12 protein-coding genes are annotated in these 13,913 nt (G+C 42.7%); 2 read left to right on the top strand and 10 right to left on the bottom strand.

Translation table 11 applies throughout. The features are described from left to right. Positions 1–44 precede the first annotated feature (44 nt). The 5 genes from AB4Z50_RS22375 to AB4Z50_RS22395 all read right to left on the bottom strand — a co-directional run bounded on the left by AB4Z50_RS22375 (position 45) and on the right by AB4Z50_RS22395 (position 4,097). Positions 45–1,133 (bottom strand): lactonase family protein, encoded by a 1,089-nt coding sequence (locus tag AB4Z50_RS22375; protein ID WP_441882346.1) that lies wholly within the window; start codon positions 1,131–1,133, stop codon positions 45–47. A 108-nt stretch (positions 1,134–1,241) separates the two neighbouring features. After that, positions 1,242–1,439, bottom strand: a complete 198-nt coding sequence (locus tag AB4Z50_RS22380) for a hypothetical protein (protein WP_441882349.1) — start codon at positions 1,437–1,439, stop codon at positions 1,242–1,244. 24 nt (positions 1,440–1,463) lie between these two features. After that, entirely contained in the window at positions 1,464–2,183 is a 720-nt protein-coding gene (locus AB4Z50_RS22385) for a DsbA family oxidoreductase (protein ID WP_441882352.1), read from the bottom strand. A gap of 151 nt (positions 2,184–2,334) precedes the next feature. Next, on the bottom strand, positions 2,335–2,991 hold the full coding sequence (sleB, locus tag AB4Z50_RS22390) for a spore cortex-lytic enzyme (RefSeq protein ID WP_441882544.1): 657 nt from the start codon (positions 2,989–2,991) through the stop codon (positions 2,335–2,337). Between the two features lie 308 nt (positions 2,992–3,299). Continuing rightward, positions 3,300–4,097 carry a TerC family protein gene (locus AB4Z50_RS22395; RefSeq protein WP_076265871.1) on the bottom strand — a complete coding sequence of 266 codons (798 nt, stop codon included), beginning with the start codon at positions 4,095–4,097 and terminating at the stop codon, positions 3,300–3,302. A 529-nt stretch (positions 4,098–4,626) separates the two neighbouring features. Here AB4Z50_RS22395 and xerS point away from each other — a divergent pair. Continuing rightward, positions 4,627–5,721, top strand: a complete 1,095-nt coding sequence (xerS, locus tag AB4Z50_RS22400; RefSeq protein WP_441882546.1) for a tyrosine recombinase XerS — start codon at positions 4,627–4,629, stop codon at positions 5,719–5,721. A 49-nt stretch (positions 5,722–5,770) separates the two neighbouring features. On the opposite strand, the gene AB4Z50_RS22405 is transcribed toward xerS, so the two are convergent. From AB4Z50_RS22405 to AB4Z50_RS22415, 3 genes are all read right to left on the bottom strand, one after another. Then, positions 5,771–7,579 carry an ABC transporter ATP-binding protein gene (locus tag AB4Z50_RS22405; protein ID WP_441882356.1) on the bottom strand — a complete coding sequence of 603 codons (1,809 nt, stop codon included), beginning with the start codon at positions 7,577–7,579 and terminating at the stop codon, positions 5,771–5,773. A gap of 15 nt (positions 7,580–7,594) precedes the next feature. Then, positions 7,595–9,340, bottom strand: a complete 1,746-nt coding sequence (locus AB4Z50_RS22410) for an ABC transporter ATP-binding protein (protein WP_441882359.1) — start codon at positions 9,338–9,340, stop codon at positions 7,595–7,597. Between the two features lie 312 nt (positions 9,341–9,652). Beyond that, complete coding sequence (locus tag AB4Z50_RS22415) at positions 9,653–10,195, bottom strand: ADP-heptose synthase (RefSeq protein ID WP_076265867.1); 543 nt, start codon at positions 10,193–10,195, stop codon at positions 9,653–9,655. A gap of 207 nt (positions 10,196–10,402) precedes the next feature. On the opposite strand from AB4Z50_RS22415, the gene AB4Z50_RS22420 reads away from it, so the two are divergent. Next, complete coding sequence (locus AB4Z50_RS22420; RefSeq protein WP_441882362.1) at positions 10,403–11,377, top strand: YpdA family putative bacillithiol disulfide reductase; 975 nt, start codon at positions 10,403–10,405, stop codon at positions 11,375–11,377. A 49-nt stretch (positions 11,378–11,426) separates the two neighbouring features. On the opposite strand, the gene AB4Z50_RS22425 is transcribed toward AB4Z50_RS22420, so the two are convergent. Together AB4Z50_RS22425 and AB4Z50_RS22430 are read right to left on the bottom strand one after the other, a co-directional pair. Further along, positions 11,427–12,770, bottom strand: coding sequence for a DUF4129 domain-containing protein (locus AB4Z50_RS22425; protein ID WP_441882365.1), 1,344 nt, complete (start codon positions 12,768–12,770; stop codon positions 11,427–11,429). Further along, a complete protein-coding gene (locus tag AB4Z50_RS22430) occupies positions 12,767–13,909 on the bottom strand; it encodes a DUF58 domain-containing protein (RefSeq protein WP_441882368.1) in 1,143 nt (380 codons plus the stop codon). Before AB4Z50_RS22430 ends, AB4Z50_RS22425 begins: the two co-directional genes overlap by 4 nt. Positions 13,910–13,913 lie beyond the last annotated feature (4 nt).

The following is a 13,913-nucleotide window of genomic DNA, read 5'->3' on the forward strand; positions in this document are numbered from 1 at the left end:
CTTCTGTATTCCCCTTTTCTCTCTATGCTTACGTCATTAATTATTTACATCGTTAAATAAACAGGGATTACACAAACTGGCTTAGATAACGATACGCTATTCCCAGTGAAGGCCAATTGTCCACTTGATTTATTAACTTTGAATGTAACGATATTGTTTGTGTCTCGGTTTGCAGCAAGTAAATAATTGCCGTTTGGCGTCAGTGCAAAATGACGTGGATGTCCGCCTTCAACCGAAATGTGCTGTACAAGCGACAAAGCACCCGTTTGTTCATCGATTGCGAAAACAACAATGCTGTCATGACCGCGATTGGAACCATATACATATTTGCCGTCTGAAGATACTGTAATTTCAGCACAAGAGTTTTCACCTTCAAAATCCGACGGAAGAGTGCTAACGGTTGCTAAAGTCGTCAACTGGCCGGTTTCTTTATCGTATGTAAACGATGTAATTGTTGAATCCACCTCATTAATGACATAGACGAACTTACCATTCGGATGGAACGACAGATGACGCGGCCCTGCTCCCGGATGCAAAGAAATTTCGGCATGGTGAATAAGCTTATGATCAGCATCATCCAAGCGATAAGTGACAATTCGATCCAGTCCCAAATCAGAAACGAACAGGTATCGACCGTCAGGGCTGTAGAACGAGGAATGCGGATGCGGACGATCCTGGCGTTCTGGATGCTGACTGCTTCCAACATGTTGTTTCACATCAAGCTCTTGATCGATAGCGCCCTCTTCTGTGATGCCAAATAGTCCAATCATGCCGCCATGATAGCTAGTAACCGTCAAATAACGGCTATTCGCATCACGCTGAATATGACAGGTCGTCGAAGCAACCGTCTCTTTACGGTTTATGAGCCGTAATGAGCCCTCCTTGGTATCAATGGCAAATGCCGCAGCCTCTCCAACCTTAAGACCTGATTGATTCACGGTTTCGGAGATCGTATACAATAGCTTGCGGTCTGCATCTACATTGAGAAACGTCGGATTTTTAAAATCAGCAACCGCGTCCGTCAACGTTAATGTACCCGATTGCTCATCGAATGCATACACGTACACGCCATTCTCCTCTGCTTCTGCATAAGAGCCTGCGAACACAAGAAGACGTTGTTGTTCATTTGTCACGTTTAAAACCCCCTAAGTATTTGCATGTCGTCGCTTCTTAACGAACGTCTGACTTTTATACCGTTATCTATTATAAGTTGTGAAAGCTAATCCGACAAATACGTTTTTTCATAAGATCGTTTTACGATTCCAGCTGCTGCCTGTCCAGACAACAAAGTCGCCGAGGATTACACCCTCAGCGACTTTCGTTAATGGCACTTCAATACTTTTTTCATTTATTAAAATAAAAGCAGACATGCGAGACAACTCGATAATTTTACCAATTCGCTCAATTTGACAGTTGCTCCTTAGAGTTGTTTCCTCCATGAAATGTCCGCCCTTCGTAAGCTGTTACGACTTTGATGGATCAGGAACACAATAACCATCCGTACATGTAACATCAGCGTCCCCTTCATTCACTTGAATAAAGGTTGGATGTTTTTCTTCCCACGCTTTATTTAATGTGTCCAAAAACACTTCAGGCGATTGTGCGCCGGAAACAGCATATTTACGATCAACTACATAAAAAGGAACACCTCGAATGCCGAGCTTGCTGCCTTCCTCTTCTTCTCCACGGACATTGTCAGCGAATTGGTTAGACTCAAGCATTACAGCTGCTGCGGCAGTATCAAGCCCAACTTCAGCAGCGATTTCAACAAGGCGCTCGCGATTGCCGATATTTACGCCATCTGTGAAGTAAGCTTTAAACAATCTCTCGGAAAGTTCCTTTTCCTTGCCCTGCTCAGCAGCAAAGTGAACGAGACGATGTGAGTCAAACGTATTTGTAGAAACTGTTCCTTCAAAATGAAAAGTGATTCCTACAGCTGCAGCTTGTTCTGCTACGTTAGCCGTTGTTTCCTTTGCTTTCTCCACGCTCATTCCATACTTCGTTGCAAGCATGCTGTATGTGCTTATATTTGAATTAGGATCAGCACTAGGATCTAGCTCAAAACTGCGGAATACGATTTCGATCTTGTCTTTATGCGCAAATCTTGCAAGCGCGAGTTCGAACTTCCTTTTTCCTATATAACAAAACGGACATACATAATCCGACCAAATTTCAACTTTCAATGTTGGCACCTCCAGAATGTTTAAAAAAGTATGATACTATCTTTCTTATTGTAACATGATTGCATAACTTTTTGAAAACATCTCGCTGGCAAATATGATAGATACAAAAAGATTCTTATCGCAAGTTACCTTGTCGATAAGAATCTTTTGTTTATACTGCAAATATATGACGTCCAATTTTTCCGGTTTGCTTGCGTGACCAAATCCATTCAGAGGTAGCTGTTTCTGGATTAAAATAATAAAGAGCTCCACCTGTTGGATCATAACCTTTGACAGCTTCCTGTGCTGCTTGATAGGCAAGTTTGTTTGGAGTAAGATTATATTGTCCATCATCAACTGCCGTAAATGCTCGCGGCTGTTCAATAACGCCTCTAACTGTATCTGGGAAACTGGACGATGCCAATCGATTCATAACGACAGCTCCAACTGCAACCTGTCCTTTATAGGATTCGCCACGTGCTTCTGCATAAATAATTCTTGCCAGCAAATCAAGCTCTCCTTGATTCACGGATACACTCTTAAGTGTTTTCCAGGTCTGTGCGCCTGCGACACCGTCGGAAGCCACACCATAATCCTTCTGAAAACGTTTGAGTGACTCTAACGTTGTTGTGCCAAAATAAGCCGTTACGTCTTTATTAAAATAACCTAGCGTTTTTAACCGATATTGCAAATCCGGAACATCGGGTCCTGAGCTTCCTACCTTTAATGTAGCAGGCGGAGCAGCATGAGCAGCTTCGAGCGGAACCGAAAATGCCAGCATAAATATAATAATAAGCGCCATACTATGTTGTATGAATTTAGTGTTCATCATTTAAGAATGAACCTCCTTTTTCTATAGCGTACATACAAATTGTCCGCAATTTGGAAGAAGATTGGCAACTCTTCTACAGACTCGTTTGAGTTTAGCACAGTTAAAATGGAATTGTAACCGAATTTGCAGAATTGCATATATTTACTAATTTACAACATCGCAAAAATCTGAATCATATACTGAAACAATCTTAACGGTTTAATGTGACGTGATATAGAGGAATTCGGAACATTTATAAGCTAATAAAAAGAAAAAAACTGTTGAGTTTCCTCAACAGTTTTTTTCTGATTTATATTGAAAATAGATTAGTTGTTATTTGTAGCTACCTTACCGTCATTGGATTCCTCTTTGTCGCTCGATAGGAACCAACCTATAACCGCGATCAAGACAAGGACTACATAGAAGGTAATTTTCCAAGCTGCTGAATGGGAGAATGATTCTGGAATGATCCCCAGTTTAGGGTGAGACAATGTGACAACAGCCAGCTTGACGCCTACCCAACCTACGATAACGAATGCAGCAACTTCAAGTCCAGGCTTACGCTCTAGCAGCTTCACGAAAGCTGAAGCAGCGAAACGCATAATGATTAGACCGATGAAACCACCGATAAAGATAACTGCAAAGTGACCGCCATCCATTCCGCCTATTTTCGGCAAATTGGTCGTTGGAAGCGCCATTGCAAGCGCAACTGCTGCCAAGATGGAATCTACTGCAAATGCGATATCTGCAACTTCTACCTTTAATACGGTAAACCAGAAACCACTCGCTTTTTTGGTTTCTTTTTTGTCTTCTGTTGCATTATCGACATGCTTCTTGAAAATGACTTTTCGGAAAATATGGTTTAGCGCAATGAATAATAGGTACAATGCGCCAATTGCCTGGACTTGCCACACTCCAACCAGAAAGGAAATAGCGAATAACGAAGCAAATCTGAAAACAAATGCCCCTGCTAAGCCGTAAAACAATGCTTTCTTCCGTTCTTTCTCCGGCAGATGTTTGACCATGATAGCCAGCACAAGTGCATTGTCTGCTGCGAGCAAACCTTCAATTGCAATGAGGATGAGCAGAACCCATCCATATTCCATTAACAAACCAAAATCCATACAAGATTCCTCCCTTTCGACTCTGCTTAAGTAAATTTAACTTGTGCTTACACCCAAAAAATAGACCTTTGCCGACTAGTGGCAAAGGTCTCGCTAACAACGTTAAGTTGCCAATAAAGCCGGAGATCGTTAGATTCTCGTAATGACGACTTTACTGTAGCAGCTACTCCCCTTTGGAATGAAGCACGATGAAGTTATAAAAAGGTATACGGGCTGTTTATTAATGGGTTTCAAAAATAAAAAATAAAATAAATGAGATATTATTTTGTTTTTTTTTAGAGTGACCATTAAATAAATTCTTATACATCCAAGCACCATATTCAACGTATGAGGGTCATAATGAGAAAAAGTCTCTGAGCAGATCCTTCTTTTTTTGCCTATTACCCTTTTATGACGTTGTACCCCCTTACTCTAATTGTTACAATATAACTATTCATCTGATTATTATTATAATTTGTTAACATAATTATTATTATGTTTATTAAACGCCATTAATTATTCGCACCATTAATTTTAGGAGTGACTCGCCATCAATATTATTAAACAAAAAGATCGTGAAGAGCTCGACAAGAAACTTCCTATGATGCCTTGGTATATTGAAAAATTTATTAATTACAAACTTCCGGATTTATCTCCTTCATCGCTTGTCGAATATATGAGAGACTATGAAACCTTTCTTAACTGGTTAATGGCAGAAGGCCTTTCTGAAGCAGCAAATATTAGAGATGTAGCTTTGATTGAACTGGAAAAGCTGCATATGGACAGTATAGATGGCTTCCGTATGTATTTATCAACTCATAAAGTGGAGCGAAACAGTAAAACGACGATCTCACGCAAGCTTTCCTCCCTCCGCTCGTTATTTCATTATTTAAGTCAAATTGCAGAGGATGAGGAGTTTTATCCCCTGCTCAAACGGAATGTTATGGCAAAGGTTACGATTAAACGTACGCATAAGCCGAAGGATACAGCCGCAAAGCTTGAGGGCAAGCTGCTTCAAGAAGAGGAAATTTCCGAATTTATGGCTTATATTAAACAGCATTATGGGACGGATGTTGCCAAAAACAAGCAGGCACTTTACGCATACGAACTTAATATGATAAGAGATGCATGTATCATTAGCTTTATTCTACATTCAGGCTTGCGTGTATCTGAACTCGTCAATTTGAACGTCGATGATATCGATCTCAAGAAGAAGCTTTCCTATGTGTATCGCAAAGGTAAAAATGACGATACGTTTAAAACTCCTGTATATTTTCGCCAAGAGGCAGTTGAGGATCTGCAAGCTTATTTGACTCTTAGGGAACTCCGTTACAAGGCGCCAAAAAGAGAAAAAGCTTTGTTTCTGGCTGTTGCTAATGGAAAAAATGAGGGTTCGCGCATGACGAAGCGAGCAATTCAAGAAATGGTCCTGAAATATGCCAAACGCTTTGGAAAACCGTACTTATCTGTACATAAGCTTAGACATAGCTTCGCCACGGACTACTATCTGCGAAACGACATCTACAAAACTCAAGAGCAGCTTGGGCATGCTTCGCCGGAAACGACACAAATTTATGCGCATTTAACAGATAAAACGATGGCACAAGCAATCGATCGCACAAAAAAAGAGGACGAGTCAAGCTAGCGCATTTTTTGCGTAAGCCTGACTTGCCCTCTTCTTTTATTTAATGCCATTAAGAACTGGTTTGCAAAATAACAGATTCCTGCATAGACAGCTGTGTCAGAACAAGATTGGAGTAGATGCCGCCTTTCTTCATCAGCTCCGAATGTGACCCCTGCTCGGCTACTCTTCCGTTCTCAATGACGAGAATAAGATCAGCATCCTTAATGGTGGATAGTCTGTGCGCGATAATAAACGCCGTTCTTCCTGCTAGCAGCGTGTGCAAAGCCTCTTGAATATGCTGCTCTGTTTCCATGTCAACACTGGATGTAGCCTCGTCTAATATGAGTATGCCGGGATCTGATAGCAACACACGGCCGAAAGCGAGCAATTGCCTTTGGCCTACCGAGAGTTTTGAGCCTCTCTCCTCCAGCTGCGTTTGATACCCATCTGACAATTTGCTTACAACGCGGTCTAGCCTTACGCTCTCGGCTGCTCTAAGCAGCTCTTCCTCTGTTGCATGGTCGTTGCCATAACGCAAGTTCTCTTCTACCGTACCCGCAAAAATAAATGAATCCTGAAGCACGATTCCCATTTGCTTGCGTAGAGATTCGAGCGTTGCCTGCTTAACGTCCATCCCGTCAATTCGCACGGTACCGTCAGTAGCATCGTAGAAGCGCATCAAGAGATTAACAATCGTGCTTTTTCCAGCGCCGGTTGGCCCGACTAAAGCTACTCTTTGCCCGGGCTTAACGAGAAATGAAACGTTATGAAGCACATCAGGTTTATTTTCCTCATATCGAAACGAAACATTATCAAACTCAACCTCACCGCGAACCTGCGGCAGTTCTAAAGCATGCTTGCTATTTTTCACCTCTGGATCGGTATCCAACACTTCAAATATACGCTCGGCAGAAGCCATAGCTGACAACAGCTGGCTATAAACCTTGGATAAGGCGCTCAGCGGCCCCCAGAAGCGCCATAAATAATTAATGAACGCCATAATAAAGCCAAGCGTAAGCGCGCCTTCAATGACCTTCGTGGCTCCGAACCAAACTACTATACAGGTGCCCAGCATTCCGATCATTTCAACTAGTGGATATACAGTCGATTCCAACGTAATTGCACGCATAAATGCGCCTTTGTTGCGGGTATTTATGCCTTCAAATCGCTCATTATTTGTCCGCTGGCGTGAGAAGGCTTGAATGACACGAATGCCCTGTATCGTTTCGTTCACATTACCGTTAATCGATGACATCGTTGAGCGTGAACGCGACCATGAGCCTTCAATTTTTGGACGGAGCTTTGCAACGATGAAATAGAGCAGCGGCATCATAATAAATGAGAGCAAAGCAAGCTGCCAATCCATCCAGATTAAAATGATGACGATGCCAAGTAAATGCGTAACCTCCATCACCATCGTTATCAAACCGCCGTTGATTAGCTCGCCAATTGCATTTGTATCATTCGTAATTCTGGACATAATTTTACCAGCGGGACGTCCATCAAAAAAACGAAAGGACAAGGTTTGCAAATGATTAAATAATTGCTGACGAAGATCAAACAAAATACGTTGGCCTGTAAAATTGATCCATCTGGTATGCATATAGCTAAACAACCAGCCTATTAGCTTAACGCCCAGCAGAATAGCACCCAATACATGGATAACCGAATAATCTTTTTGGTTTATGCCTTTATCGATGATGTACGCAAGAATAATTGGTTCGGATAAGCTTAATAACATATTAATAAGCACYATAATAATGACCCACGTCATTAATTTGCGATAAGGGATAAGATATTGAAGCATACGCCGCATGTATTTCCCATTAAACGGCTTCTCTTCTACATCAGAATCCATATCCCACTCCACTTGACTCATGATTTCACCTCTCTTCTATTGATGTGCGATTTGCTTCTGTCTATCAAACAATTGACGGAAGAAGCCACTGCCTTCGTTTAGTTCCTTATGTGTGCCTTCTTCAGCCACACGGCCATTTTCAAGCACAATAATACGGTCCGCATGCTGAATCGAGGAAAGCCGCTGCGCGATTATAAATGTCGTACGACCCTTCATGACTTCTAATAAAGCTTCATGAATAGCTGATTCTGTAGCTGTATCTACACTCGCTGTCGCTTCATCCAGTACTAAAATTGGCGGATCCATTAAAATCGCACGAGCAAGCGCCACACGTTGTCTTTGTCCGCCAGAGAGCCCGACACCCCGCTCACCGATTCGCGTATCGTAGCCGCTTGGCATGCTTTCGATGAAGGAATGGATTTGCGATTTGCGTGCTGCCTCCTCAATTTGCTCCTGCGTCGCATCCGGATGACCGTAGGCGATATTATCTCTAATCGATGCTGAGAACAAGAAGGTCTCTTGCGGTACAATACCTATGCTTCGCCGCAGTCCATCAAGCTCATATTCCCGCACATCTACACCATCAATAAGTACACTGCCACCGGACACATCATAATAACGAGAAAGCAAGCCAATTAGACTGCTTTTGCCTGAACCGGTGGCACCAAGTACACCGATAACCTCACCTTGCTTCACTTGGAAAGAAACCTCATCCAATATCGGCTTATCCTTCGCTAAATCCTGATCGGAGAAGAAGAATGTTACACGATCAAAAACGACGTTGCCGTGCATTTCGTCCGTATTTATCGCTTGTTCAGGGGTTTGAATATCAACCGGTGTGTCCAGCACTTCAAATACACGTGGAGCTGCTTTAATCGCTTGTTGGAAAATATTAATTTGCCAGCCTAGCATATTCAGCGGCCAAATAATGCCCCATGTGTACCATTGAAACGCCATAAAGGTACCAATCGACATCTCTTCCCGAGCAACAAAAATAGCACCGATCCAGATCATCAAAACAAACGTGAGTCCTCCGTAAAAGCCCATGAGCGGAAATGCTTTTGCCTCCAGCCTTGCCCGGTCCATATTTGTATCGAAATTTTGCTCATTACGCTCAGCGAATTTCCGTTGTTCTACGGACTCCGTTGCAAATGATTTGACAACTCGAATGCCTGAAATATTTTCTTGAAGCGTAGTCGTTAAGCGCCCCATTTGTTCACGAATATTGGACCAAGCTGGTCCTACTTTGTGGTTAAAGCGAAATAACACGAACAAAATAAAAGGAATGGTAATTAAGCTGATTAAAGTTACTTTCCATTGCATCGTCATCATGAAAATCGTCGTTCCGATAAACGTCAGCATGCCAGTAAATAGGTTCATCGCTCCAAACCCGACAAAGTTTTTTACCGCATCAATATCCCCAGTCATTCTGGACATGAGCTGACCAGTCTGCGCACGGTCATAATAAGAAAATGATAACCGCTGCAAATGCTCATAAAGCTCTTTCCGGAGTTTAAACACGACATTTTGACCAACCAGCTCTTGGGAATAACCTTGTATAAACATGCCCAAGCTCTTTAAAGCTTGAATGCCTGCCAAAGCAAGTGTTAATCCGATCACGACGGACATATTGCTTTTTCCGATTCCTTCGTCAAATATTTTGGCTAATACCCAAGGAGCTACCAAATCGAATATCGTCGCAAAAATCATAATGATAACCGCTGTAAATACCCATTTGGCACTCGGTCTTACATAAATCATCAAACGTAACAGCGTTTTCATTGGATTGCCCCTTCCCCTATAGGAAACAAAAAAAGACCTCAAGCCATAATCGGCTTGAGATCTTCGTATAATAGCGTGCAACGGTCAAAAAAGCTGCGTTGACACCAATGAACGAAGGCAGCCCGATCGGCATGTTTGAACAACGGAATGGAAATTCATGCTAAACTGCGCGCCTTCGACATTCATTCCAATCTGATTGAAAAACATTCGTGAGCCCCCCTTTTCGTATCCATTTGATCATATTTTCCTAACCCATCCAAATCTTAACACCTGTTTCTGCCTTTGCGCAAGAGGTTTTTACAAAAAAATGATTTAAAACCTGTCCGACTCATTCGGCAAATCAAAGTCGCTTGAGGAGATGCCTTCCTCTACCGCAAACTCAAAATCTTCAATATCGTAAATTTGTACAGGGACCTCTGCTTCTATCAGCTTATCTTGAAACTCAAACTGATCCGACAGCAATGGGACTTGCAGCTTCAACCCTGTTAACAGCAATTCCGTTTCGATCGGATCGAACATCTCGCCATAATGGGCATTATCGACAGCATGCACGACCGTAAAATGAATCGTATCATTTAGAATGAGTGGAGAGCTTTCTCGCCAAGGCACTTGCATGGCCTTTTCAATTTTTTTGCGATTAAGAGCATCCTCAAAAAAAGCAATAAGTTCATTTATTTTGGTTTTTACATGCCCATCATCATCTGGATCATCCATGACAGGTTCAACACCGTCTCTCATTTCATACAGCTCAGCTATGGATGAATAAGGAACGACAAAATCAATTGGACGACTCGGTACAAGAAGATGTCCATACGTTGCCACCAGTACTGCCTCTATTACAAAACGTCGCCGCATGTGATCTCCTCCTATCATTTTGTGAAATAAAGCTAGTTTCATAGAACCAGTATACAAATAAGAATGGTTACACATTATTATACAATAATATATTGCATGTACACGAGAGCCATAAATCCAGATTTGCACAATATGTACGCCTCGCAGTAAAATGATCGTTATATTAGAATTTATATAGCTTCATTATAGTATAGGAGGGTAATACGAATGCAAAAAGAAGAAGCCATCATCATTGGAGGCGGTCCGTGCGGCTTGGCAGCAGCGATTGAACTCGAACGGATTGGTCTCCAGCCACTTGTCATAGAGAAACGCAACATTGTACATTCAATCTCGCAATATCCCACTTATATGCAATTTTTCAGCAGTCCAGAAAATCTTGAAATCGGAGATATACCATTCACAACGGCTAACGATAAGCCTTCCAGACTCGAAGCACTTAATTATTATAGAACAGCCGCGCAGCGCAAAAACGTTCGTGTGCAAGCCTATGAAATGATAAATAAGATTACGCCTGAGAATGGACAGTTTATTTTGTATGGAGAAGATCGTTTTGGCGAGAAGCGCACATACCAAAGCAAGTATGTCATCATCGCTACAGGTTATTTCGATCATCCGAATGAGCTGGGCATTCCCGGTGAGCAGCTCGATAAGGTTAGTCATTTCTTCCGCGAATCGCATCCCTACGTTGGTATGAAAGTTGCCATTATTGGCGGCAGCAACTCCGCAATCGATGCAGCTTTAGAGCTTGAGAGGGTCGGTGCAGAGGTAACGGTCGTCTATCGCGGCAATGATTATTCCACCAGCATTAAGCCATGGGTTAAGCCAGGTTTCCAGAGCAAAGTAACGAAAGGCTCTATTCGCATGCTGTTTCAGTCAACTGTAACCTCTATCGAAAACAATGAGATCACTGTACTAGGACCTGAAGGCGAGATCCGTTTGGAAAATGATTTTGTATTAGCTTTGACCGGCTTCCATCCCGATCGCAACTTCCTTAACACAAGCGGCGTTACGATTGAGGAAGAAGGGTATCCAACCTTCAACGAAGATACTATGGAAACGAATGTTCCAGGCATTTATCTGGCAGGTGTGGTAGCCTCCAGACATGAAGCAAATGAAATTTTCATCGAATCAGGACGGTATCATGGCCATAAAATTGCCGAACATATTTTAAGCCTCAAATGATTATATGGTTAAGCTTTGAATCATACACCAAAAAAAGGGAATCAGCTTGTTAAGCTTGATTCCCTTTTTTTTCGAACTGGTTTTTAAGAGCGTTGATTTGTTGGTCATCTGGCTGTTTATCGCCATACCTTGCTTCTTCGTACAACTCAATAAATCGAGGCATATTGTCGAGCTTGCCAGCCTGCCATGTATTCAGGTCTTCTGACGTTTCGCGCGGAGTCATATGTTCTTTGACCGTATACCCCTGTTCGGCGCTGCTTCTCAATAAGCGAGCATATAAAAACCTGATTTTTTCGGTATTTGTTCGCAGCTCATTCCATTCCTGAGCAAAGGAGCGCTTCTTTGGCAGCAGCTGCTTCAGTTTATTGCCCATTTGCTCACGCCATTTAGTTAATGTCATTAAACTTTCAACTTCATCTGTAAAGCCAACCCCATTATTGCGGCTATCTGCTCCTCTTTCCTGCAATTTAGCAGCAAGCAGCTTCGCCCATTGCATTACCTTTCTAGCAATAAAATAGAACAGAATGCAGAGGATGATGATGACTAACACAATGCCGATGATTTTCGCAATTTGCTCGAGTAGCAGCATCCAATCAGACGGCGGTTTCGTTTCCTCCAAAGGCATCTCAGGTGTTGAAGAATCAATAGGAGGTTCTTCAACCGGTGTCTGCTCCCTAGACTGGTTTAGCCAGTTCATTATTCGCTCAATGATTGAATGAAAGAAGCTCTCAATCATCTTCTGAATTTGTCGGAAAAGAGCAAGAATGCTAATGATGCTGACAATTACAATAATTAATAGACGATTTTGACGTTTGAAAGCAAGAGTAGCTGACGTTTTCCCTGAATCTACTGTTTCACTGTTCAAATGCCGCTCATTTGCAAAAAAGAAAAATATAATGACGGCAGCAATTCCGCAAACGATTAAAACACCGTTGAACTCCATCAGTTTTTTTAACGCAATTATTTTTAACGGCTGCACAGCGACATAAAGGAGCACGCCAATCAGCATCTGTGTATTGGGAAATGAGTTGAACCATCCGCGCAATTGCGCCGACATGCCCTTCATTGCTGCTACAGCAGCAGCAAGTCCGCATACAACCATAGGGACGATATCCACATTACCTACCCATGCGATAATGAACAAACTGCTATGCATCGCCCCAATAGCAATAGCTAGAAGCAGCTTCACGCCGTATCGTAATCTTGGATATTTTCCGAGAATTAGCGATGCCGCCCAGTAACAGAGAGGAATCGTTGCTATCCATGGCCACAAAGCTCCAGCAGGCAGCAAGTAAACAGCTATCGCTAAAAATACAGGCAAATAAAAGAGCAGTTCAATAACGCCTTGACCTAAGGTATTTAAAGAAAAAGATCGCTTCTGTGGCTCATTCACGCGGTCACCTCTTCTCTGCCGCTACCTGATATCGCTTGTCCAACATCGCTAATCGTTGGCTTAGCTTTATCTGTCAGCATCCAAACTGCGACTGCATTGCCGTTGTAGCGAAGCTGTTCAGCTTGTTTTTCCAGTTCTTCGTTCCAATAAGCCGTAATCATTAGCACATCTCGTTCACTGAAGCCGCTTCTTGCTTCGCGTTCCAACAAATGATGAAACAGCTCTGTTCGTTCTATATCGAGCTTCGCCATTTCCTCTAAAATAACGATTAAATGCTCATGCCCGCCTCTAGGTTCAATGTGAACGCTTTCCATCATGCCGGTCAAAGGCATATTGGATGCAAAACCAACTTCCATGCCCTGCTGAATGACAGCTTCAGCTGCCCCTGCTGCCCATTCAATGCCTAGCTCGATTAACGATAAATCAGTAACGCTTCGCCACATGCCCTCTACATCGTCCACATTCAAATAAATCATCAGTCTGCGGTCCGCGGTAAAATCATACTGATGGACTTGAAGGCTTCCTGTTTTTGCAGTAGCTTTCCAGTTGATTTGCTTATACGTATCGCCCGCTTGATAATCGCGAACGCCTGCAATAATGAATGGATCGTTGATAATCCAGCGGCGAATCGATTGATCACCCTGCCAGCTATGATAAGGTAGCTCATGAATGGGCACCTCGGCAGGCTTTGGATAAACAAGCAGTTCCCCTTGAAGCGCAATTTGAGCGGACGAATGGGTTAAACCAAGCGGATCACCGCCCGTTAACGTGACGGTTTGAAGCTTGTACCAGCCTCGTTTTGCACAGGTGATGCGGTGTGTGCGCGTAATTTTTGTATACGGCGATAGACTAAAGAAGCTCTTATGGTTCTGATAAAGCTGCCCGCTGCTCACAGAAAAATTATCAAGCTGTTGAAAATGCAGATGAGTGGATAGCTGTGATTCCACGCGTAGCCAGGGCACCGGCAGCCATTTGGCGTTGGCCATCTCTTCTATCATCTCAACCTGCTCGCCGCTATAGCATGTTTTGCTCGTAAAACGCCGTTCATATTGGATACGGCGCAATACGAGCTTTTGAAATATTTTGCCCTGTAGTGACAAAATGACGATTGCAGCTAATATAAACCAGAATAAAATCATCAGG

The organism is Paenibacillus sp. 2TAB26, from assembly GCF_052115145.1.
Classification (GTDB): domain Bacteria; phylum Bacillota; class Bacilli; order Paenibacillales; family Paenibacillaceae; genus Pristimantibacillus.